19 protein-coding genes and 1 pseudogene are annotated in these 23387 nt (G+C 41.2%); 14 read left to right on the plus strand and 6 right to left on the minus strand.

From position 1 onward, the window contains the following. The first annotated feature begins 55 nt into the window (after positions 1–55). The 3 genes from Xvie_RS26300 to dusA all read left to right on the plus strand — a co-directional run bounded on the left by Xvie_RS26300 (position 56) and on the right by dusA (position 2392). Positions 56–211 carry a hypothetical protein gene (locus Xvie_RS26300; RefSeq protein ID WP_208612539.1) on the plus strand — a complete coding sequence of 52 codons (156 nt, stop codon included), beginning with the start codon at positions 56–58 and terminating at the stop codon, positions 209–211. Continuing rightward, positions 212–1228: a PDDEXK family nuclease gene (locus Xvie_RS26305; protein ID WP_086108842.1), complete on the plus strand. Its 1017-nt coding sequence runs from the start codon at positions 212–214 to the stop codon at positions 1226–1228. A gap of 189 nt (positions 1229–1417) precedes the next feature. Next, positions 1418–2392 carry a tRNA dihydrouridine(20/20a) synthase DusA gene (gene dusA / locus Xvie_RS26310; protein ID WP_086108843.1) on the plus strand — a complete coding sequence of 325 codons (975 nt, stop codon included), beginning with the start codon at positions 1418–1420 and terminating at the stop codon, positions 2390–2392. 35 nt (positions 2393–2427) lie between these two features. Here the strand turns inward: dusA and Xvie_RS26315 are convergent, their stop codons facing one another. Next, the gene (locus tag Xvie_RS26315; protein ID WP_086108844.1) at positions 2428–3411 is read right to left on the minus strand and encodes a quinone oxidoreductase; all 984 of its coding nucleotides are present in this window, start codon (positions 3409–3411) and stop codon (positions 2428–2430) included. A gap of 182 nt (positions 3412–3593) precedes the next feature. On the opposite strand from Xvie_RS26315, the gene dnaB reads away from it, so the two are divergent. The 5 genes from dnaB to Xvie_RS26340 all read left to right on the plus strand — a co-directional run bounded on the left by dnaB (position 3594) and on the right by Xvie_RS26340 (position 9708). Beyond that, on the plus strand, positions 3594–5003 hold the full coding sequence (dnaB, locus tag Xvie_RS26320) for a replicative DNA helicase (protein WP_086108845.1): 1410 nt from the start codon (positions 3594–3596) through the stop codon (positions 5001–5003). A gap of 103 nt (positions 5004–5106) precedes the next feature. Beyond that, positions 5107–6186 (plus strand): alanine racemase, encoded by a 1080-nt coding sequence (alr, locus tag Xvie_RS26325; RefSeq protein WP_086108846.1) that lies wholly within the window; start codon positions 5107–5109, stop codon positions 6184–6186. A gap of 64 nt (positions 6187–6250) precedes the next feature. Continuing rightward, positions 6251–7444: an amino acid aminotransferase gene (locus Xvie_RS26330; protein WP_086108847.1), complete on the plus strand. Its 1194-nt coding sequence runs from the start codon at positions 6251–6253 to the stop codon at positions 7442–7444. 387 nt (positions 7445–7831) lie between these two features. Beyond that, complete coding sequence (locus tag Xvie_RS26335) at positions 7832–8584, plus strand: RNA ligase family protein (protein WP_086108848.1); 753 nt, start codon at positions 7832–7834, stop codon at positions 8582–8584. Beyond that, a complete protein-coding gene (locus Xvie_RS26340; RefSeq protein WP_086108849.1) occupies positions 8581–9708 on the plus strand; it encodes an AAA family ATPase in 1128 nt (375 codons plus the stop codon). Before Xvie_RS26335 ends, Xvie_RS26340 begins: the two co-directional genes overlap by 4 nt. 122 nt (positions 9709–9830) lie before the next feature. On the opposite strand, the gene Xvie_RS26345 is transcribed toward Xvie_RS26340, so the two are convergent. The 3 genes from Xvie_RS26345 to uvrA form a co-directional block, all read right to left on the minus strand. Continuing rightward, positions 9831–10397 (minus strand): disulfide bond formation protein B, encoded by a 567-nt coding sequence (locus Xvie_RS26345; RefSeq protein WP_086108850.1) that lies wholly within the window; start codon positions 10395–10397, stop codon positions 9831–9833. 12 nt (positions 10398–10409) lie between these two features. Then, positions 10410–10568, minus strand: coding sequence for a DUF5993 family protein (locus Xvie_RS26350; RefSeq protein WP_339373924.1), 159 nt, complete (start codon positions 10566–10568; stop codon positions 10410–10412). A gap of 257 nt (positions 10569–10825) precedes the next feature. Then, a complete protein-coding gene (gene uvrA / locus Xvie_RS26355; protein WP_086108851.1) occupies positions 10826–13657 on the minus strand; it encodes an excinuclease ABC subunit UvrA in 2832 nt (943 codons plus the stop codon). A 271-nt stretch (positions 13658–13928) separates the two neighbouring features. Here uvrA and ssb1 point away from each other — a divergent pair, with 271 nt between their 5' ends. The 6 genes and pseudogenes from ssb1 to Xvie_RS26385 all read left to right on the plus strand — a co-directional run bounded on the left by ssb1 (position 13929) and on the right by Xvie_RS26385 (position 20176). Next, positions 13929–14447, plus strand: a complete 519-nt coding sequence (gene ssb1, locus Xvie_RS26360; RefSeq protein WP_086108852.1) for a single-stranded DNA-binding protein SSB1 — start codon at positions 13929–13931, stop codon at positions 14445–14447. Positions 14448–16060: 1613 nt separating this feature from the next. After that, positions 16061–16387 (plus strand): annotated as a pseudogene (locus Xvie_RS26365) (thiamine pyrophosphate-binding protein); the annotation flags it as partial. Positions 16388–16609: 222 nt separating this feature from the next. Beyond that, on the plus strand, positions 16610–17749 hold the full coding sequence (locus Xvie_RS26370) for a thiamine pyrophosphate-dependent enzyme (RefSeq protein ID WP_339373946.1): 1140 nt from the start codon (positions 16610–16612) through the stop codon (positions 17747–17749). After that, complete coding sequence (locus Xvie_RS26375) at positions 17742–18749, plus strand: 3-oxoacyl-[acyl-carrier-protein] synthase III C-terminal domain-containing protein (RefSeq protein ID WP_086108855.1); 1008 nt, start codon at positions 17742–17744, stop codon at positions 18747–18749. Before Xvie_RS26370 ends, Xvie_RS26375 begins: the two co-directional genes overlap by 8 nt. A 447-nt stretch (positions 18750–19196) precedes the next feature. Next, on the plus strand, positions 19197–19700 hold the full coding sequence (locus tag Xvie_RS26380) for a beta-ketoacyl-[acyl-carrier-protein] synthase family protein (RefSeq protein WP_208612541.1): 504 nt from the start codon (positions 19197–19199) through the stop codon (positions 19698–19700). A gap of 56 nt (positions 19701–19756) precedes the next feature. Further along, entirely contained in the window at positions 19757–20176 is a 420-nt protein-coding gene (locus Xvie_RS26385; protein WP_208612543.1) for a 3-oxoacyl-[acyl-carrier-protein] synthase III C-terminal domain-containing protein, read from the plus strand. A 305-nt stretch (positions 20177–20481) separates the two neighbouring features. Here the strand turns inward: Xvie_RS26385 and nirD are convergent, their stop codons facing one another. After that, the gene (gene nirD, locus Xvie_RS26390; RefSeq protein WP_086108856.1) at positions 20482–20823 is read right to left on the minus strand and encodes a nitrite reductase small subunit NirD; all 342 of its coding nucleotides are present in this window, start codon (positions 20821–20823) and stop codon (positions 20482–20484) included. Continuing rightward, complete coding sequence (gene nirB / locus Xvie_RS26395) at positions 20820–23372, minus strand: nitrite reductase large subunit NirB (protein ID WP_086108857.1); 2553 nt, start codon at positions 23370–23372, stop codon at positions 20820–20822. The genes nirD and nirB overlap by 4 nt, the downstream gene beginning before the upstream one ends. Positions 23373–23387 lie beyond the last annotated feature (15 nt).

Here is a 23387-nt window from a genome sequence, read left to right on the forward strand (position 1 = left end):
GACTGAAAGCGAAACTGTCATGAGCTAAATAGCGAATAATACATGTGAATAGGCTATGTTAGGTGATTTTCCTCAAGCCATTGATGATGCAATTTTAAGTAGTAGTGCAACGCACCAAAATCAAATGATACAACGTCTCTCTGACTCAGAAAAAACGCGCCAATTTGCACTGGTAATTTTTGATATGTTGAGTGGGTATAAGGGAACTTAAGTGGCAATATATGAGTTAACACAAGATACGCTAGTAAAAGTTGAGATGACTTCATTTGAAACGGAGAAACTGAAGGAGCGACAAGATATTCAGCGTCTTTTAAAATCACAAATTGAAGCCATTAGCCCTGACACGTTAGTGATCGCAGAAGAATATAGTCATTTTGTTGGTTCCAATCGTCGTCTTGACTTACTTGGTATTGATAAGTCCGCCAATCTCGTCGTTATAGAACTTAAGCGGGATGATGATGGTGGTCACATGGAACTTCAGGCGATTCGTTACGCAGCTATGGTTTCGAATCTAACTTGGGAACAGGCCGTTAGTGCCTATAAGGAATTTTTGAGTCAAGCAAGACAGGATATTGATGCTGAAAGCTCGATGTTAGATTTTTTGGCATGGGATTCTCCACAAAAAGATAATTTTGCTAAAGAGACACGCATTGTTTTAGCTGCTCGTAACTTTTCTAAAGAGATTACGACATCGGTTTTGTGGATGAATGATATAGGAATGGACATAACTTGTGTTCGCCTGCAACCTTTTCGAGTAAGCGAAAAACTTTTATTGAATATTGAGCAAATTATCCCGCTTCCTGAAGAGATGGATTACCAGATAGAGGTACGTTCCAAAAAGCGAGAAAAAAGAGCTGCTCGTAATAGTGAAAAAAATCACTCATCACTTAATCTGTATGTCAATGGGAAACTTTATCGGCAAGGATTTCATAAGTCAGACATTGGTTTTTATACAATTAAAGCACTTGAGGATCATAAACTAATTGATGAATCTGGTTTTCATTATCTCCGAAATAATAAAACTTGTTCGTTTCAGTTACTGAAAAAATATGAAGAAATTAAAGGAGTTGGAGATAAATACAAAAAGTATCGTACTCAGTTAGAACCTGAGTTTGGCTATCAAGGTGAAGGATACTACATTGCTCGAAATTGGAGCTTTTCTAGTACAAACCGATTTATCAATGAAGTTCAAGAGAAATTCTCAGCACTGTGCTTTGAGTGGGACTAATACAAATATTCAGTTTTGGTTGAGTTTGAAGCGATCCTTCTCGCTCTGTATAATCGCCCGCCTTGGATAATTTGGGGGAGTTTGTATTCCCCCTGAGTATTTCCTAATGGCTGAATAAGCCGAAATAGACCAGAATATAAAGCGACGATATCGGCGCTATCTTTTTGATTTTTAAATGAGGTTTGTGATATGCACCCATCATCTCGCTTCTCCGTTGCCCCCATGTTAGATTGGACGGATCGTCATTGCCGTTACTTCCATCGCTTATTAAGCAAGGAAGCTCTGCTTTACACGGAAATGGTCACAACGGGCGCGATTATTCATGGCAAAGGGGATTATCTGGCCTATAACGAACAAGAACATCCATTGGCATTACAATTGGGTGGCAGCGATCCTGAAGCCTTGGCGCAGTGTGCGAAGATTGCGCAGGAACGGGGTTACGATGAAATCAATTTGAATGTTGGTTGCCCTTCTGATCGCGTGCAAAACGGTCGCTTTGGTGCTTGCCTGATGGGAGAAGCGACGCTGGTAGCCGATTGTGTTAAGGCGATGCAGGATGTAGTGGATATTCCGGTTACCGTCAAAACCCGTATCGGAATTGATGAACAGGATAGCTACGAGTTTCTGTGTGATTTCATTGATACTGTCGTAAAAAACAGCGATTGCGATAATTTTGTTATTCATGCGCGCAAAGCATGGTTGTCTGGTTTAAGCCCAAAAGAAAACCGCGAAATTCCGCCTTTGGATTACCCACGAGTTTATCAATTAAAGAAAGATTTTCCGCAACTGACGCTTTCTCTTAACGGTGGTATTAAATCACTGGAAGAAGCAAAGCAGCATTTACAATATGTTGATGGTGTGATGATTGGTCGGGAGGCTTACCAAAACCCATCGATTCTGGCACGTGTGGATTGTGAGTTGTTTGACCAAACAGTTCCTGTGACCAATACGGTTGATGCGGTTAAGTCGCTTTATCCTTATATTGAACAGGAATTGTCTCAAGGTACTTATTTAGGTCATATCACCCGCCATATCTTGGGAATTTTTCAGGGGATTCCCGGTGCACGCCAATGGCGTCGCCATTTGAGTGAAAATGCCCATAAGCAGGGTGCTGATATTATGGTTGTTGAAAAAGCACTGGAAATGGTAACTGAGCGGGTATAGCCCGCTCAGAGAATAGAATTTCAGGACAATAGATATTACGGGATCAATAAGCTGGAACCGTGGGTTGCACGGCTTTCCAGTGTCCGGTGTGCTCTTATTGCTTCGCTCAATGGGAACTTCTGGCTTTCTGGAACATCTACATTGATTTTGCCGCTGGCAATGAAATCAAAGAGTACTTTGCTGGCTTCATTCAATTCATCACGGGTAGTGATATAACCAGACAGAGAAGGACGAGTGAGAAACAGTGAGCCTTTCTGATTGAGGATCCCTAAGTTTATCCCTGTTACAGGCCCTGAAGCATTACCAAAGCTGACCATCAGTCCCCTAGGGTTCAGGCAGTCGAGAGAATCCAGCCACGTTGCTTGACCAACGGAATCGTAAACCACATCTACTTTTTTACCGTCAGTGATATCCAAAACACGCTCTACGATATTCTCGCGATTATAATTGATGGTCTGCCATGCCCCGGCTGCTTTGGCAAGATTGGCTTTTTCATCTGAGCCAACCGTCCCAATCAATTTTGCTCCCAATGCTTTTGCCCATTGGCACGCAATCAAACCAACACCACCAGCCGCTGCATGAAATAGGAAAGATTCCCCTGTTTGGATCTTGTGGGTTTGGTGGAAAAGATAATAGACAGTCAGGCCTTTCAAGAATGATGCGGCGGCTTGTTCGAATGATATAGCATCTGGAAGTATGGTTAATTTGTTTTCTTGTACATTGTGTATTTCACTATAAGCGCCAGAAGCAGATAGGGCATAAACCACACGATCCCCGACCTTAGTGGATGTTACACCTGACCCAATTTTAGTGACGATACCTGCCGCTTCTGTTCCCAGCCCACTGGGTAGATTAGCTGGTGGATATAACCCGCTACGTATGTAGGTATCAATATAATTAATACCAATGGCCTTATTTTCAATTTGTACTTCATCAGCTGTAGGATAAACAGGCGTAAATTCACAATATCGGAGTACTTCTGGGCCGCCAGTGGCGGAAAATTCAATACGTTTTGCCATGGTAACTCTCTCATTATGTTAAAAATATTGGAAACAGCCCCGCACTTTTGCATTGCAATTGATACAAACTGCGTTAATGTGTCCGAAATCATTACAGACTATATATAATTACTCAAGGCTGTTTTCATGGCGTATACTTATGCGCTATTTCGTTTTTTGTTTAGTGGATTAATGCGGTATACATGGCTGGGAAAAAACCAACTAACAACAGTATGGCTGAACCAAAAGATCGCCAAGTGGAAGGGCTGAAACTTCCACCACACTCTTTGGAAGCAGAGCAATCCGTGTTAGGCGGTTTGATGCTGGATAATGAACGTTGGGATAATGTATCCGAGCGGGTTACCAGCAATGACTTTTTCAGCCGACCACACAGGCGTATTTTCTCTGAAATGCAGCGTTTGCTCGAAAGGAGCAAACCTATCGACCTGATCACGTTATCTGAATCTCTCGAACAGAATGGCGATCTCGATAATGTCGGCGGGTTCGCCTATCTTGCTGAGTTGTCAAAAAACACTCCAAGTGCAGCGAATATCAACGCTTATGCTGATATCGTCCGCGAGCGTGCGGTAGTACGCGATATGATCGCAGTGGCAAATGAAATTGCAGATGCAGGCTATGATCCACAAGGCCGAACCAGCGAAGAACTCTTGGATTTGGCAGAATCACGTGTATTCCAGATCGCAGAAAATCGGGCGAATAAAGATGAAGGCCCGAAAAGTATAGAGCAGATCCTGGAAGAAACCGTTGAGCGAATTGAGATGCTCTATCAGCGCCCACATGATGGCGTGACAGGGGTTTCTACGGGCTACCAAGATCTGGATAAGAAGACTGCCGGCTTGCAGAAATCAGATTTAATTATTGTGGCGGCGCGTCCTTCAATGGGTAAAACGACTTTTGCGATGAATCTGTGTGAAAACGCAGCGATGATGCAGGATAAGCCAGTTTTGATTTTCAGCCTTGAGATGCCCGGCAATCAGATCATGATGCGTATGCTGGCATCCCTGTCCCGTGTAGACCAAACACGTATTCGTACCGGCCAGCTTGATGATGAGGATTGGGCGCGAATTTCCAGCACCATGGGGATTTTGCTGGAAAAACGCAATATGTATATTGATGACTCATCCGGTCTGACACCAACAGAAGTGCGCTCCCGTGCGCGGCGGGTTTTCCGCGAACACGGCGGGCTTAGCCTGATTATGATCGATTATCTGCAATTGATGCGGGTACCTTCTTTATCTGACAACAGAACGCTGGAGATTGCGGAAATATCCCGCTCACTGAAAGCATTGGCGAAAGAGCTTCAAGTGCCGGTTGTCGCACTCTCCCAGCTAAACCGTAGCTTGGAACAACGAGCTGATAAGCGGCCGGTTAACTCCGATCTGCGTGAATCAGGCTCTATTGAACAGGATGCTGACTTGATCATGTTTATCTATCGTGACGAGGTTTATCACGACAGCAGTGAACTGAAAGGTGTGGCAGAAATCATCCTTGGTAAACAGCGTAACGGCCCTATCGGTACAGTAAGGCTGACGTTTAATGGCCAATGGTCACGATTTGATAATTATGCTGGGCCAAGTTATAGCGACGAATAAATCTAAGAGTCTATTGCTGATGCTCAAACAGCTTGAATAATCAACATCAAAGATAGTCTGTTATTTATCAAACCTGAGCGAAAAATTATAAAAAGGGGATGAAATGAAAGCGGCAACTGCTGTTATCGACCGCCGTGCTCTGCGACACAACTTGCAACAAGTTAGAGTACAGGCTCCTGACAGTAAACTGATTGCAGTTGTGAAAGCAAACGCCTATGGACATGGTTTATTAGAAACTGCGTACACAATGGAAGATGCTGATTGTTTCGGTGTCGCTCGAATTGGGGAAGCGCTTGCCCTGCGTAGTGGTGGGATCGTCAAACCAATCTTGCTATTGGAAGGTTTTTTTGAAGCGGCGGATCTACCCGTACTGGTCGTCAATCATATTGAAACCGTGGTGCATTGCATTGAGCAGCTTGAAGCATTGGAACAAGCGGATTTGTCCCACCCAGTTAAAGTATGGATGAAACTCGATACTGGTATGCATCGTCTGGGGGTTAGGATTGATGAGGCTGAAGCATTTTATCAACGCCTGAGTCGCTGCCATAATGTTGAACAACCCGTTAATATAGTCAGCCATTTTAGCCGTGCAGATGAACCTACGGTTGATACGACTGAGCAACAAATTGATCGCTTTATGGCATTTATTGCAGATAAAGCTGGCGAAAAATCCATCGCTGCATCGGGAGGGGTTTTATTGTGGCCGCAGGCACATCTGGATTGGGTTCGTCCCGGCATTATGATGTATGGTGCTTCGCCAACAGCGGATAAAACGGCTGCTGACTTCAATTTAAGCCCTGCTATGACCCTGAAATCCAGCTTAATTGCAGTACGTAAGCATAAAGCAGGGGAGTCAGTAGGATACGGCGGTACATGGAGCAGTGAACGTGATACCTGCATTGGTGTCGTGGCGATGGGGTATGGTGATGGTTATCCCCGAAGTGCACCTGCCGGTACACCTGTATTTATCAATGGTCGGGAAGTGCCGCTGGTTGGCCGCGTGTCTATGGATATGATTACTGTAGATCTGGGGCCAATATGTCAGGATAAAGTGGGGGATGAAGTTATCCTTTGGGGCAATGTCCTGCCGGTTGAAAGAATTGCGGAACATTCAGGGATCAGCGCTTACGAGCTGATTACGAAACTGACCTCACGCGTTGCAATGGAATATCTAGACGAATAATCCAGTAAGTTATATTGTTTGCTATTGAATTTTTTATAAACTCGGTAGCAGGGAGTATAACGTAGTGTTCCAGAATGTTGATGCGTATGCAGGCGATCCTATCCTGTCGTTGATGGAAGCATTTAAAAACGATCCCCGTGCAGAAAAAATTAATCTGAGCATCGGGCTGTATTACGATGAGCAGGGTATAACCCCAAAATTGCAGGCTGTTGCTGTCGCTGAAGAACAAATGAGCGCTTTGCCACAGTCTGCTTCCCTTTATCTTCCAATGGAAGGATTGCTTGCCTATCGTGTGGCAATTCAGGAATTGCTATTCGGTAAAGAGCATCCATTGTTAAACCAGAAGCGCATTGCAACTATTCAAACAGTGGGTGGCTCAGGCGCATTGAAAATAGGAGCAGATTTCTTACACCGTTATTTCCCTGACTCTGAAGTATGGTGCAGTGATCCAACTTGGGAAAACCATGCTGCTATTTTTGCCGGATCAGGCGTCAAGGTGAACTATTACCCTTATTTTGATGACAAAACTAAAGGGGTAAAATTTGACGAAATGCTGGCAACATTTAAGCAACTACCTGCAAAAAGTATTATTTTAATGCATCCTTGCTGCCATAACCCAACAGGCTCCGATCTCAGCAGTGATCAATGGGATCTTGTGGTTCAAGTTGCTAAAGAGCGGGAATTACTCCCTTTCCTTGATATTGCTTATCAGGGTTTTGCCGATGGCATGGAAGAAGATGCTTATGCGATCCGTGCAATGGCTAATGCGGATCTACCTTGTCTGGTCAGTAACTCATTCTCGAAAATCTTCTCACTGTATGGTGAGCGGGTCGGTGGATTATCAATTATCTGTGACGATGCAAAATCGGCTGAATGCGTTTTGGGACAATTGAAAGCAGGAGTACGCCGTATTTACTCCAGCCCTCCAAATTTTGGGGCACAAGTTGTTGCCAGGGTATTGAGTAATACAGAATTAAAGAGCCAATGGCTGGAGGAAGTAGAACGGATGCGTTTGCGTATTCTGGAAATGCGAACAGTATTGGTAAATGCATTGAAAAAAGCTCTGCCTGAGAAAAACTTTGACCATTTACTGAAACAGCGCGGCATGTTCAGTTATACCGGATTTAGTCAGGAACAAGTTGATAGATTGCGTGAAGAATTTAGTGTTTATTTGGTAGGTTCTGGCCGCGTTTGTATGGCTGGTGTGAATCATCATAACGTACAGCGCATTGCAGAGACGTTTGCAGCTGTGAGTTAGTGATTTTATATTACTGGTAGAATTTCAAGTTGTGGCCAATAAAGCTGCGACTTGAAAGTGTTGTTTCAAATAAGTATTGTCTCAAATAAGTACTGTTTCAAATTAGAGGATTTTTATAGGGTATTTGTGATTGGAATTTATTCGCTCTGTTAATCTATAACTTCTTCATATATAGTGGTCATCTTAATTAAAAAAACTTTTCACGTTCATATTAAATCCAATCAAATAGTTAACTTAATCCTTTTTTATAAAAGAATTAACTAAATGGAAATAAAGAAAATGTAATACCAACTCTTGAGCTCTTTCATCGGTTATTCAGATGAACATTAGTCTTTAAAGGCGCAATCGCGTTTTTATTGGGATAATTATCATAAGAGTTAAAGCATTATGGATATGCAATCAAGAAAGTATGGTAGAACGTTCCATTATCCGTTCTCGCCAGGCACGACCAGTGACGATCGTATTAATCATCATTGGTGGCACGATATGAAAAAAATCAAGCAGCTTATTCATACCGAAAAGTTGGACGGTGAGAATAACTGTTTGAGTCGCTATGGTGTATTTGCCCGTTCACATGCTGCACCAACGCAATCGGCATGGACTCAACAAATTCGTCAGCGTTGGCAATTGCTCAAAGGTGATTTAGGCGATATCGAGATCTTTGGTGAAAATCTTTATGCCATTCACTCCATTGAATATTTTCATATTGAAGAATATTTCTTTGTGTTTGCAGTGCGAATTAAAGATTGTTGGCTCAGTTGGGAAGAGGTCAAATTTTATGCCGCATTATTTGATTTTCCGACAGTCCCTGAAATAAAGATTCCTGAAACATGGAATGAATCCTCATTTATGCAAAATATTACTGAAACGGCAAGGCAGGGAAGTTCCTTTGCTTCTTGGGACAAACAGACCAAACAGCCGTGCTCAATGGAAGGCATTGTTAGCCGGGATGCAGGAGAATATTTGGTGACTGATTTTCCGCATCATGTTTTTAAATATGTGCGAAAAAACCATGTCAAAACGGATATGCATTGGAAACGTCATTGGCAAAGAGCACCTTTATATTTCGAACGCTTTTCTGGTTCAAATAAAAGCCTTTTTGGTTCAAATAAAAACAGGGCAAAAGGAGAAAGGGAATGAGTTGGGTATTCAGCTACAATAAGTCATGGGATTATTTATCCTCAACTTTCTCTTTTATCGCTGATATGGATGGAGTTCAACAAGATCCTATTTATCATGCAGAAGGTGATGTTGCGATCCACACTCAAATGGTATTAGCTGAGTTAGAGCAATTGCCCGAATATTCATTATTGGCTAAAGAAGAACAGGAAATTCTTTGGACGGCGGCATTGTTGCATGATGTAGAGAAACGTAGTACGACACAGGTAGATTGGGATGGGCGCATTATTTCTCCGGGGCATGCCCGTAAAGGAGAATTAACAGCCAGAACAATTCTGTTTCAGCAAATACCAACACCATTTGCAATACGGGAACAGATTGCCGCGCTTGTGCGTTTCCACGGCTTACCATTGTGGTTAATGGAAAAGCCCAGTCCACAAAAAGCACTATTGGCAGCATCATTACGTGTCGATACTTATTTGCTGACTTTACTGGCAAAAGCTGATGTATTGGGGCGTGTATGTCATGATGCACAGGAACTATTGGGGCGTATTGAACTATTTGAACTTTATTGCCGTGAACAAAATTGCTGGCGGGAACCGAGGATATTCTCGTCTGGCGAAGCCCGTTTCCATTACTTTTTTACGGATAGCGAACAGCCAGATTATCAGCCTTATGATAACTATGGCAGTCAGGTAACCTTATTGTGTGGATTGCCGGGCATGGGTAAAGACCATTTTATCCAATTGCATGGCGAAGGAATGCCCGTGATTAGTTTGGATGCGATACGTCGTGAGCATCAAATTAGCCCGGCAGATAAAGATGCTAATGGTTGGGTTGTTCAGCAGGCAAAGCAGCAAGCCAGAGAGAAAATGCGCAGCGGGCAAAATTTCATTTGGAATGCCACTAATCTGACAAGGCAGATGCGTCAGCAACTCATCAAATTATTTGTGAGTTATGATGCCAGGGTTAGGGTTATTTACATTGAACAAGACTATAAGTGCTGGCGTCAGCAGAACAGTAATCGCCAATATGCTGTACCGGATAAAGTGATGGATCGGATGCTTGGCAAGCTGGAGGTTCCGACCCCGGAAGAAGCACATGAAGTTTGCTATTTTATTGATTCGGAGCTGTTGAAGCGATAATTGCAGAATATATTTCCGGTGATTTCTCAGGCAAGAGTCTGGCTGAAAAGATTTTATTGGAAAAGATAGAAGGCTGCCGGGATTGTGTAGCCTTCTATTTTAATGATTTCAGTGTAAAAGGATTACTTTTTTAGTAACTGATAGAACGTTGGGTTGTCATCGCATTGTCCACTGCCACATTCCAATATGGTAGAAACCAGATTGGCCGCAATTAAAAATGCGAACAAGCCCATAACAATTTTGCCTAATGCTGGTGGTGTGTATTTTGCCGAATCAGTATTACCTGCTTTCAGAGGCATAATAACCGCGATAGCAATGATGGTCAGAATCGACATAACTGCAGCCCAGGTATAAAAATGCAGGCCGAAGAAAGTTGAGCCATATCCCGTATCTCCCGGCAGGATATGGAGAGAAACTTGACGCATGGCAACGAAACCAGTCACAATACAGCCGAGTAATGAGAGGCTGTAATGGGTATTTTTTATACCGAAATAAATATTAAACAAAAAGCCGAAACCAATCATGATGATGCCTACACGCTGCAATAAACATAATGGGCAGGGAAGTTCAAAACGCGCCAATTGATAATAAAACGCGACTATCAAAATTACACTAATACCGAACAGGCCCAAGATATTTAAGGCCATTGCGAGGTTAACATTACGCGATGCTGACATTGTATTATTCATTACGGCCTCCGATTAGAAAGAAAGGTTTAATGCATCAGTTGCATGATATTTAAACCAAAATACCGTGATGATGAATAAAGCAAACCAAAGCGTATATGTCAGTTTTTTCTTGCCGATAATAACAGTGACGATTATAACTAGCGCAATTAAGAACGGTAAAAACATATACATGTTTAATCTCCATTATAAATTTAAAGCATATGTTATGCCATTATGGCATTAATGCGTTGGCAATGTGATCATTAATAATATTAGAACAACAATACAATCCTGATTTACGAAAGTTTGTTTCATGCAAAATGAGCGTAAGAAAAGGCTTTTTTACACATATGAAGGTGAATATTGGTTAACAATTAGATAGAAAATGAATAAAAAAAGCCCCACAAAGTGGGGAATATTGTAGATGATTAAGTTGCAAAATTAGTAAATTAATCTTTATCAAGTATTGGTTTTAAAAAACGAGCTGTGTGAGATTTCTCGCACTGAGCCACTTCCTCTGGCGTTCCTGATACCAATATCTCACCGCCGCCGCTTCCGCCTTCAGGGCCGAGATCGACAATCCAGTCAGCCGTTTTGATAACATCCAGATTATGTTCGATGACGACAATGGTATTCCCTTGATCTCGCAGTTGATGCAAAACGGACAGTAATTGCTGAATATCGGCAAAATGCAGACCAGTTGTTGGCTCGTCAAGAATATACAATGTCTGGCCTGTACCTCGTTTGGATAACTCTCGCGCCAGTTTTACCCGTTGTGCTTCCCCACCTGAAAGTGTCGTAGCGGATTGCCCCAAACGAATATAGGAGAGACCAACATCTATCAAAGTTTGTAGCTTACGTGCGAGGGCTGGAACTGTATCGAAAAACTCACGGGCCTCTTCGATGGTCATATTCAGCACTTCATTAATATTTTTTCCTTTATATTTGATTTCCAACGTTTCACGGTTGTAACGTTTACTTTTGCATTGATCGCAAGGCACATAAACATCAGGCAAGAAGTGCATCTCAACTTTAATTACGCCATCGCCCTGACAGGCTTCGCAGCGCCCGCCTTTAACATTGAAACTGAAACGCCCCAGTGTATAACCACGGGTTCGGGATTCAGGAACGCCGGAAAATAATTCCCTTACAGGCGTGAATACGCCAGTATAAGTGGCAGGATTCGAGCGAGGAGTTCTGCCGATCGGACTTTGGTCGATATCTATCACCTTATCAAAATGCTCAATGCCTTGGATATCGACATAAGGTGCAGGATTAATATTTGTTGCCCCATTTAACTGACGCTGTGCAATAGGGAACAATGTATCGTTGATCAATGTTGATTTGCCGGAGCCAGAAACACCAGTGATACAAGTAAACAGGCCTACAGGCAGTTTTAATGTTACTTTTTTCAGGTTATTGCCTTTTGCGCCAATCAATTTCAGCATTTTGTCTAGATTGGCTGGTACACGTTGCTCTGGAATAGCAATTTTACGTTCACCACTCAGGTATTTTCCTGTGAGGGATTTTGGGTTTCCCATGATATCGACGACAGTTCCCTCGGCAACAATCTCGCCACCATGCACGCCAGCACCCGGCCCGATATCAATAATATGGTCAGCCGCACGAATGGCATCTTCATCATGTTCGACCACGATAACGGTATTGCCTAAATTGCGCAGATGCAGCAACGTTTCCAGCAAACGCTCATTATCCCGTTGATGCAGGCCAATGGAGGGTTCATCCAGCACATACATCACACCAACAAGGCCTGCTCCAATCTGGCTCGCCAAACGGATACGCTGGGCTTCCCCGCCTGAAAGAGTTTCTGCTGAACGAGAAAGAGTCAGATAGTTCAGTCCAACATTAACCAAGAAATTCAGTCGATCGCGGATCTCTTTCAGGACTTTTTCGGCAATTTTGGCCCGTTGTCCACTCAATTTGATATTTTGGAAAAACTCCATCGCATGACCGATACTGAAATCCGAAATTTGCGGTAGCGTGGTATTTTCGATAAAGACATAACGAGCTTCTTTACGCAATCGTGTTCCGCCGCAAGAAATACAAGATCGATTGCTGATACATTTTGCTAATTCTTCCCGTACTGCGATGGATTCCGTCTCTTTATAGCGACGTTCCATATTATGCAAAATGCCTTCGAACGGATGGTGACGAACGGTCACATCGCCACGGTCATTGATGTATTTGAACTCGATGGACTCTTTGTCTGAGCCGTATAGAACCACTTTTTGAATGGCCGGGCTCAGTTGATTAAACGGTGCTTCAATATCGAATTTGTAGTGTGCAGCCAGCGAACTCAACATCTGGAAGTAATAGAAATTACGGCGATCCCAATTTCGGATTGCACCGCCTGCAAGGGAAATATATTCATTCTGAATAACACGCTCAGGATCGAAAAATTGCTGAATACCTAAACCATCACAAGTTGGACAGGCACCTGCGGGATTGTTGAAGGAAAACAGGCGTGGCTCCAGTTCGCTCATACTATAGCCACATACCGAACAGGCAAAATTGGCGGAGAAGACCAGCTCTTCTGCCTGAGTATCATCCATATTGGCAATGACAGCAGTACCACCGGAAAGCTCTAACGCGGTTTCGAATGATTCTGCTAATCGTTGGGCGAGGTCGGCACGTACTTTGAAACGGTCGATGACGACTTCAATGGTGTGTTTTTTTTGTAATTCGAGTTTTGGTGGATCGGAAAGATCACACACTTCACCATCAATACGAGCGCGGATATAGCCCTGTGCAGCGAGATTATCCAGCAATTTGGTATGCTCGCCTTTACGTTCTTTGACGACAGGAGCCAGTAGCATCAGGCGCTGGCCTTCCGGTAATTCCAAAACGTTATCTACCATCTGGCTGACCGTTTGTGCCGCCAGTGTGATATCGTGCTCAGGGCAGCGCGGCTCTCCCACTCGTGCAAATAACAGACGAAGGTAATCGTGGATTTCAGTTATTGTACCGACCGTAGATCGCGGATTGTGGGAAGTAGACTTTTGTTCAATGGAAATGGCCGGGGATAGCCCCTCAATATGATCGACATCCGGTTTTTCCATCAGTGACAAAAACTGGCGTGCATATGCAGAGAGTGATTCAACATAGCGACGTTGACCCTCTGCATACAAGGTATCGAAAGCCAGAGATGATTTACCGGAACCTGATAGCCCAGTAATGACTATCAGCTTGTCGCGGGGAATTATTAAATTAATATTCTTGAGATTATGGGTGCGGGCGCCCCGAACTTCGATGTTATCCATATACCACTTCCCAGATTATTGATAGTGCAAAGCTCTATTAATAGTGCAAAACTCATAAACGCGTCATTATTGCACAAACATTGCTGAATGGATATACAGTATTCAATGGGGAATTATGCTGTAGCCATGACAATGTAAAGTACGATGAGCTTCGCAAAGTATAATATAACGGCTCTATGTTTAAACTTAGTCCTCGCATGGTAGACTACTTCGCTTATAATTAGAGAATTCCGTTTTTTAGCAAAAATTCATTTCATCAGGAGTATTCCCAATGGCCAGCAGAGGCGTAAACAAAGTTATTTTAGTAGGTAATTTGGGGCAGGACCCGGAAGTTCGCTATATGCCGAACGGCGGTGCAGTCGCCAACATTACTCTGGCAACGTCTGAGAGCTGGCGCGATAAGCAAACCGGTGAGATGAGAGAGAAAACTGAATGGCACAGGGTTGTGATATTCGGCAAATTGGCAGAAGTCGCCGGAGAGTACCTGCGTAAAGGTTCTCAGGTTTATATCGAAGGTTCTTTGCAGACTCGTAAATGGCAGGATCAGAGCGGTCAAGACCGTTACTCCACTGAAATCGTGGTAAATGTTGGTGGCACCATGCAGATGCTGGGCGGCCGCGGTGGTGCAGCCAACCAGGATGCACCAGCACAAGGCGGTTGGGGACAACCACAGCAGCCACAACAAGCATCTCAGCAATTCAGCGGCGGCGCTCCATCTCGCCCGGCACAGTCTCCTGCACCACAGAGTAATGAGCCACCAATGGATTTCGATGATGATATTCCGTTTTAGACCATGTTTAATCTAAAACTGTAAAGATAAGTGGCAAAATAAACCATAACCCAGCATTCTAGCTGGGTTTTTTGGTAGTTATGTTGGCCTGTTTTACTCAGTCTTTCGAGACGTCGAGGGTAAAAACATCAATGAGTCCTTTCAACTCTGTGGTTTCAGGTAAGAGAAGTTAAATGCGCGCACGAATCAAAAAGTGCGTTTTGCCTCTAATTCTTTATCATTAGTTTTGTTAGACCAATTAGTTAGAATTTCTTCGCAGTGCTGTGTAATAAGTGCTTATAATATCTTGCGTTTTTTATTTGAGTCACCTTTTGGTATGTTTTTTAATCAAAAGATGTATATAATGCATCCTATAAAAATCATAATTGACGATAATATCAATGTTATTGGTTTATTGATGCTGATCTAAAATTATAAACTCAACATAATTCTCTATCACAAATAAATGATTAACCTTATCAATATGTGGTTAACAGTAGACGTATAGTTAAAAATAGATGTAATGAGAAAATCTACAAAAGAGTGAAATGATCGGAATACTGTAAGGTAATGACATGTTTCTTTACTAGCTATCTATTGCTTACATATAAGGTTATTACTTTGGGGTGTTTGGAGATTTGAAGTATAGAATAATTGCATTTATTTATTTTTTGAGAGGTTTGTCCCTTAATTTCATAGGGATACCATAATAATATTATTAAGTTTTGTAATACTAAAAGTATAAGTGTTGATTGTCAGTAGGTTTTATAGATTTGGAGAAGAAAACATTACTCTCAATAGGGGGAATTATAAGATTTCTTGTGAATGCTATTGGTTAATAATTATCACAATAGAAGAAATAGATTAAGATAATGATCTTTACTTTGTAGTACATCTTAACAAAATATCTTAAATTATTTTAAAAAATAAATATACTGATGGTTTTATATTTTCCGAGATTGAGTGTAATATTAAAAAAAATTAATGCATGAGTATCTGAAAGCGTATGTGGCAGATTAGACTAAACGAAGAACGATTTTTCATTGCCGAACGATTCAAGTAAAGTTTATCAAACATTGGTAGTAGGTTGAAAAATAAGTGAATCGAAAAGCATAACCCTAAACAGATTTGTCCCAATTTGTTGACTTCCCATTTCTTTGCTAAGAACGCCTTAGAAGTGACTCAGAAAATAGATAGTGGATAAAGTAAGCATAAGAAATTATGAAATTAATAATTAAGTATTTATCATTATTAGAACAAAGGATTAATAAAATAGCTGGTGGTGGAATTATAGGCGTAAATTAACAAGGTGATCATGAGGTTATTATTTAATAAATGGATTTTATGATGAGTGATTAATTAATTGAATTTAAAAAATTCAGTGTTTAATACATTGAGTAAATAATTTAATTAAATATGGATTTATTTACTGCCAGAATAACGCAGTTGTATTTATTTATATAAAATTGAGAGTCATTATGTGGTTTGGTGATGTGATTATTTATCGTATGAATAAAATTTTATTGCATTCTGAAAATGCGTGTTAATTATAACTATTAACATAATGAATCTATTTTTTATTGTAATAGTTAATGATTTTTTTATTAAAAGTGGATGAAATATATAGTATGACAATGAGTATTGCGAAAAATTTAGTTAAGTTACTTGAGGATTGTCAGGTTAAAGCAGCGTTTGGTGTTTCTGGGGGCTTTATTGTACCTATATGGCAAGCATTAACAGAATCGGAAAAAATAAAGATATTTCACTGTAGGCATGAGTAGGGTGGGGTCTTTGCTGCATCTGAATTCAGTTTGTGTCAGCAAGTTCCAGCAATTGCTTTTGCCACAGCAGGTCCTGGCATAAGCAATGCTTTAACAGGATTAAAAGCGGCAAAGTTAGATGGAGCAAAGGTTATATTCATATCATCAATCACGTCTGTTGCTCCTTCAGGAAAATGGAGCTTACAGGAGACTACAGTACAAGATATAGAAGGTTTAGTTCTTTCAGATGGATGCGGTTATTTTGATGAAGTTATCATTATAAGTAAAAAAGAAGATTACCATGATGTTGAGAAGAAATTAAGGAAAGGGTTAAATAAGAAAGAAGGTTATATAGTTGGTATATTTTTAACAACAAAAGCGCAGCAAGAAATTATTGATTCTGAAAATGATGAGAAGATCCTGTTGCCTTATGATGACTTAGGTGATCATGTAAAACACTATTCACAGGAAATAGCAGATTTAATTATCAATAAAAATGCTATTTTTTGGGCGGGATTTGGTGCACGGCATGCATCTACGTTATTGACACAGATTGCTGTAAAAACAAATTCGCAAGTAATATCTACCCCAAGGGGGAAAGGGATCTTCGATGAAAAACACCACCTCTATGTCGGAACTAGTGGATTAGGCTCAGATACAGAGAGCATTAATAAGATATTACATTGCCCCTCCTTGTCTGCTGTTATCATTATGGGAACCAGATTGGGGGAGCTAAGTTCATCATATATCCAAAATAGTCTTGATAAAGTTAAGGTTTATTATATAGGTCTAAATGTACAGGAAGTTAAAAAGAATCTACCTCCACACAGTGTATTAATAGATTGCGATATTGAAACATTTATCACTTTGATTAATACCTATGTTTCTGAAAAGTCAATTCCTTCCGATCATATTAAAACTATCTCAACTCTATGTGACAGTAATAAATATTATTCAGATCCGGCAAAGAATGTGTGCCATCCGCTTGATGTAATGCGTGTGATCCAGGAAATAGTTATCGATATGTTCGATTGTTATGTTGCTGTAGAAGCAGGTAACTCCTTTGTTTGGGCTAATCGCTATCTGAAATTTTCTAACCCTTTGAGATATCGCATAAATACAGCTTATGGAGCTATGGGGCATTATGCTTGCGGGCTAATAGGGATTGCTGCATCAAAAGAACGCTGTGCGGTAGGTATCATAGGCGATGGCTCGATGTTGATGTCGAATGAAGTAAGCACTGCTGTCAAATATGGATTACCTGCAATATGGCTTGTAATGAATGACGCTAGTTATAATATGTGCAGGCAGGGGGTGGAGCTATTGGGTAATGCTCAACTCGACTGCGATATCCCTCAAGTTGACTTCGCTCTATTTGGGCAAGCTATTGGAGCGACAGGTTATAACGTAAGAAATATAAAAGAATTACGAGAAGCTCTTTTTCATGCAATTGAAGAAAAGAAACCAGCAGTGATTAATGTGTTTATTGATAAATATGTGCTTCCTCCTCTAAATGATAGAGTTAACACTTTAAAGAGATTAAAGGAGGAGGCACATGGATAATAACATCTCAATTATTGCAGCAGCAGGTATTCTCCCTACGGGAAAAATTATTATTAATCCTGAGGATAATATCTGTAATGAATTCAGCGCACCTGATAGACAGAAGATATCTAAGTCACGTTTTTTATGGCGTTTAAATAATAAAGAAGAATTAATTGAATTAATGAAAGTAAGTTTGTTAGCTGCTATAAAACAGGTGCGGATGGATGTTTTAGATATTGATTATCTGATTATTAGCCAGGTATGGCCTGATAGTATTTTGTGTGATGAAGGCGGGCAATTGTCCAGAGCATTAAAACTATCTTGTCCAGTGGTGTCAGTAAATGCCGGAACAAATGGTGGTGTAATTGCATTGGAACTCGCCACTGCTAAGCTACTTAACGCTGAGTTTCATAACATAGCTGTTATTACTGGCTGTAATTATTCGCATTGGTTTTCAAAAAGCGATCCCGCAAGAACATTATTAAGCGATGGTGCTGCATGTTTAATAATTAGCAGAAAGCAAGGTGTAAAAGTGACTGGTTTCCATACGTTGAATACCGCACATTACGATATATTGAAATTTAATGAAGTATCTGAAAGTTATGTTTGCTATAAGCCTGAAGGAGGGAAATATATATTTAATAACCTAAAGGAAACAATTTATCAGTGTTGTAGTAAAGTATGTCAATCAAACGGGATTGGTCTAAATGATATCAGCGCTTTTTATGTCTATGATCCGACCGAATGGGTTGCTGGCATCACTGCGGAAGCTTTAGGTGTAGAAAAAGATAAGATTGTATCCATTTTTCATAAATACGGAAGTTTAGGGCCAGCGCAGAGCTTTTTTGGTTTTATGGAAATACAAAATAATAAAAATCTGACTGATTTTGACTGGGTGATTGTTATGGGATTTTCACCTTCATCTACTGCTACCGCTGTTTTACTACAGTGGCAGAATATTCCTTGCAGTGTGCATTGTTATGATCATAAAGAGAAATTAAGTAACCTAATGGTGTAGCTGAAAATATTTAATTCTTTGCAAGTTTAGCATGCAAAGCTGGAATGGTATTTCATTATATGGTGTTTATTTTTATTAAAATGTTATCTTATATTCATATGTCAAATTAACGTGAAAGTATAGGGGTGATATTTTTGAGTGAGTGTTGATTTGTAAGTGAGCTAATTCTATGTAGCCTGTCGTTTGATATTAAAATTAATGAATGACCTAGTGGAATATATTGGAAGATGTAGGGTATTTATTGTGTTACATCTTTCATTTTATGAACTTATATTATTACTTTATCGAATTTAAATTAACCTGTGAATTTTAATACGTAATTATTGATTAATGATATTGTATTTATGAAGAAATTAATTAGTTTCTTATAACAAAATCCCTGCTGATGGAACTATTGAGTGTAAATCAAATAATTCCAATAAATATGGGGGATAAATAGGAGTAATTATGACAAGAGTGGCGATTGCATCATTAGGAATTTGGCATCCTTCAACCTCGGTTGATAATAATTGGTTTATAGATCACTATGCTGCCCAAGGTATTGATATTAGCGGTTTATTAAATAAACTGGGGCATAAAAACCGTTATCTGATCCGTGACTCATCGGATACAACCCTCACGATGTCAGTTGCGGCATCTAATGATGCTATTCAACAGCTGGGATGTCAGGCTAAGGATTTAGACCTTATAGTATTTGCTTCACAAACACCAGAATATCTTATTCCTTCAACCGCGCTCAAGATACATCATGCTATTGGAGGTGGAGAAAGGACTCTGGCATTTGATATTAACGCCAATTGTGCGGGGTTATTAGTTGCGGTAGAAATGGTTTCCAGAGCGATGATGGCTCGCCCGTCATGCCAGCTTGCGCTGGTTGTAGGTAGCGATTATCTTGGGGCCATAGTAGTAATGAACCCGTCTACCATTCATGTTTTTCAGAGTCTGCTGTAGCGGTCGTTCTTCATAAGACTGAACAAGGTAATGGTTTTATAGATTCAGAGTTTCACGTGCAAACCTCTGTGATCGACAATTCACTTTTCCCTGCATGTGGATTATCAAACATTCATCGACATGACGTTTCCTCACAAGTCAGATTCACCCCTTTTGATGATGCTATTTGTATCACCACTGCATATGAATCGATCCGATTGCTACTTTCACGAAATAATTTAGTGCCTGCTGATATTAAAGGGTTTATGTTTTCGCAATTTTCTATAGATAACATTCGACTACTTTGTAAAGCACTTGATGTGGATCAGGATAAGGCATTATTTATTGGTGATAAATATGGTTACACTGCGACCAATAGTCCATTTGTCGCATTTTATGAAGCACTAGAAAGAAAAAAAGTTACTCGTGGTGATTTACTAATTTTTTGGTCGGTTGGTGCTGGTTGGCAAAGTACCGCTCTATTAATGAAATATTAAATGGTGTTATAAGTAATTATTGTAATAACTTAAACTCGATCTGTCTGTTACTGGCTTTGTTTCGGTGATTATCAGATTACCCTTTAAGCGAGCTCCTTTTGTTATTTACTTGGATGTGGACAAGTCAGTTATTTTTTGTAGTTACTGGTATTTCTTACTGCTATTAAAAATATAGTTAATTTAACCTGACTGCTGGAGTTTGGGATCAAAATTGCCCCCGCTATTAACGCATAAACGCGGAGGCAATCTATTCGATAGTAAGAATCCTGACGCACCAATTAACAATTTATCTATCAACAACACCTTCAATCATGATGTTGCTCAAGAAAAACCTGCACATACCCATTATTCACTCTGACCGGAAATGAGCAGATAGAGTAAGTTGCATCTTCCAAACAAAATCCATCACTTAACCTAAATCGCTGTTTTTTCAACGGGCTGGCAATCCATAGCACATCATTATGCTCAACAATTAACCCACGCGACAGTACGCTTGCAGAAGCAAAGGGATCGATATTGCTTAATGCAAATAGCTGCTCATCATCAAAAGGCCTAAAAATAGCGACTTGCTGATCCCCAATCAGAGCACAAACACCGGTATCGGGAACAATATTTTCGAGCGGGCAGATGTTTATCCATTGATTCATGCCATTTCCTCCTCGGATTTTATCAACCTGATTGCAATTCTTTCCTGTGGATGTGCAGGCCGATGTTGCGCCCGTTCTGCGACCATCTGAATATTAGGATCTCGCTCAGTGCTATTAATAAAGTGGGAAAAACGGATCAGCGTATGAGGATCATTGACGGTTTGCTGCCATTCGCAGGAGAATTTGGCTCTCAGTTCAGTCATATCATGCTCTAGCTGGTTATTCAGACCGAGTTTGTCATCAATAATAACTGCGCGGAGATAATCTATTCCGCCTTCCATATTTTCCAGCCAAACGGAAGTGCGCTGTAATTTATCGGCAGTTCTGATATAGAACATCATAAAACGGTCAATGTATTGCATGAGAATCTCTTTATCGAGATCAGCCGCTAATAGATCTGCATGTCGGGGTTTCATTCCACCATTACCACAAACATACAGGTTCCAGCCCTTATTTGTCGCAATTATGCCGACATCTTTACCTTGAGCCTCTGAGCATTCACGTGTACAGCCGGAGGCACCGAATTTCATCTTGTGGGGAGTACGGATGCCTTTGTAACGATTTTCCAGCTCAACGCCCAAACCGACACTATCGCCAACGCCAAACCGGCACCAAGTATTGCCGACACAGGTTTTCACCATTCTTAACGCCTTGGCATAGGCATGGCCCGTTTCGAAGCCGGCATCTATCAGACGTTGCCAGATGAGTGGCAGATCATTTTTCTGTGCACCGAACATCGCTATTCGCTGAGAGCCCGTGATTTTGGTATATAGATTAAATTCTTTGGCTATCGCTCCCACTGCTATCAGTCCATCCGGCGTGATCTCTCCACCAGGAGAGCGGGGGATGACAGAATAGGTGCCATCTTTTTGGATGTTAGCTAAGAAGTTATCATTTGTATCCTGCAACGGCACAAGATCATCACTCAAAATATAGTCATTCCAGCAAGAGGCCAGCAGAGAAGCAACCGTCGGTTTACAGATCTCACAACCGTAGCCCTTGCCGTATTTTTTCACCAGTTGTCGGAATGATGTGAGCCGATCCACTTTGATCAGATGATAAAGTTCTTGTCGTGAATAGGCAAAGTGCTCGCATAAATGATGATTGGCCTCAATTCCTTGACGACTCAACTCGGCATTGAGAATCTGATTGATTAACGGTACACATCCTCCACACCCGCTCCCTGCCTTGGTTTCTGTCTTGATGGCATCTGCTGTATGGCAGCCGTTTTGCACAGCCTGAATAATATTGCCTTTTGTTACATCAAAGCAGGAACATATCTGGGCAGTATCAGGTAATGCATTTACTCCCAATAAAGGCTTATCGCTGCCAGCATGTGCAGGTAATATTAATGAGTCTGGATTATCTGGAAGTTTGATGTTATTCAGCATTATTTGCAGGAGGTTGCCGTAATCAGCGGTATCTCCGACTAAAACTGCTCCCAGCAGAGATTTTTTATCCCCGCTGACTATCAGTCTTTTATAAATTTCTTTATTTTCATCTAAATAGATATAGCTGAGACAGTCAGGCTGGCGGCCACGGACATCTCCTATCCCTCCGACATCGACACCCAGCAACTTCAGTTTTGCACTCAGGTCGGCTCCAAGAAAAGTATTGTCCCTTGCCAATATATGATCGGCTGCCACCTGTGCCATCTTATAACCTGGAGCGACCAGGCCATAGACTTTGCCTTGCCATGAAGCACATTCACCAATCGCATAGATATCTTCATCAGATGTCTGGCAATTATCATTAATGACAATACCACCCCGTTCAGCAATGGTAAGTCCACATTGGCGAGCCAGTGTATCCTGAGGGCGAATACCTGTGGAGAATACAATAAAGTCCACTTCTAGCGAATTGCCATCAGCAAACAGCATTGTTTTATTATAACTATGGCCTGAATGAAGGATTTCTAATGTATTTTTATTGGTATGAACCTTGACCCCCATCCGCTCGATTTTCTTTCTGAGCTGTTCACCTCCCATCGGATCAAGCTGTTCGGCCATTAATACAGGTGCAAACTCTATGACATGGGTTTCTATTCCTAAATTTTTCAGTGCGCCGGCGGCTTCCAGCCCAAGCAGGCCACCACCGATAACGGCTCCTCGGCGACTGCGTTTAGCGCAGGCTTCTATCGTGTTCAAGTCCTCAATTGTGCGATAAACAAAGCAGTCAGCACCTTCATGGCCTTTTATTGGAGGTATCCAAGGATAAGAGCCTGTGGCTATTATCAGTTTGTCATATTCCACTATCTTGCCGGTATCGGAATGGATGACTTTTGCATCCCGATTAATCAGGACAGCCCGTTCACCTTGTAACATACGGATATTATGTTTTTCATAATAACCATCTCGGACAAGGGATAATTTTTCAGCGGTATGATGGGAGAAATAAGAGGAGAGATGGACGCGGTCATAAGCTAAGTGCAGCTCTGCACAGAATACTGTAATTTCAAACTGTTCATGTCCGGCTTTATCCATTAAGTCTTCAATGAGGCGGTGACCGACCATTCCATTACCGATAATACAAAGCCTTAATATGCTCATTTGATACCCCAGTAA

This window comes from Xenorhabdus vietnamensis (assembly GCF_002127535.1).
Taxonomy (GTDB): domain Bacteria; phylum Pseudomonadota; class Gammaproteobacteria; order Enterobacterales; family Enterobacteriaceae; genus Xenorhabdus; species Xenorhabdus vietnamensis.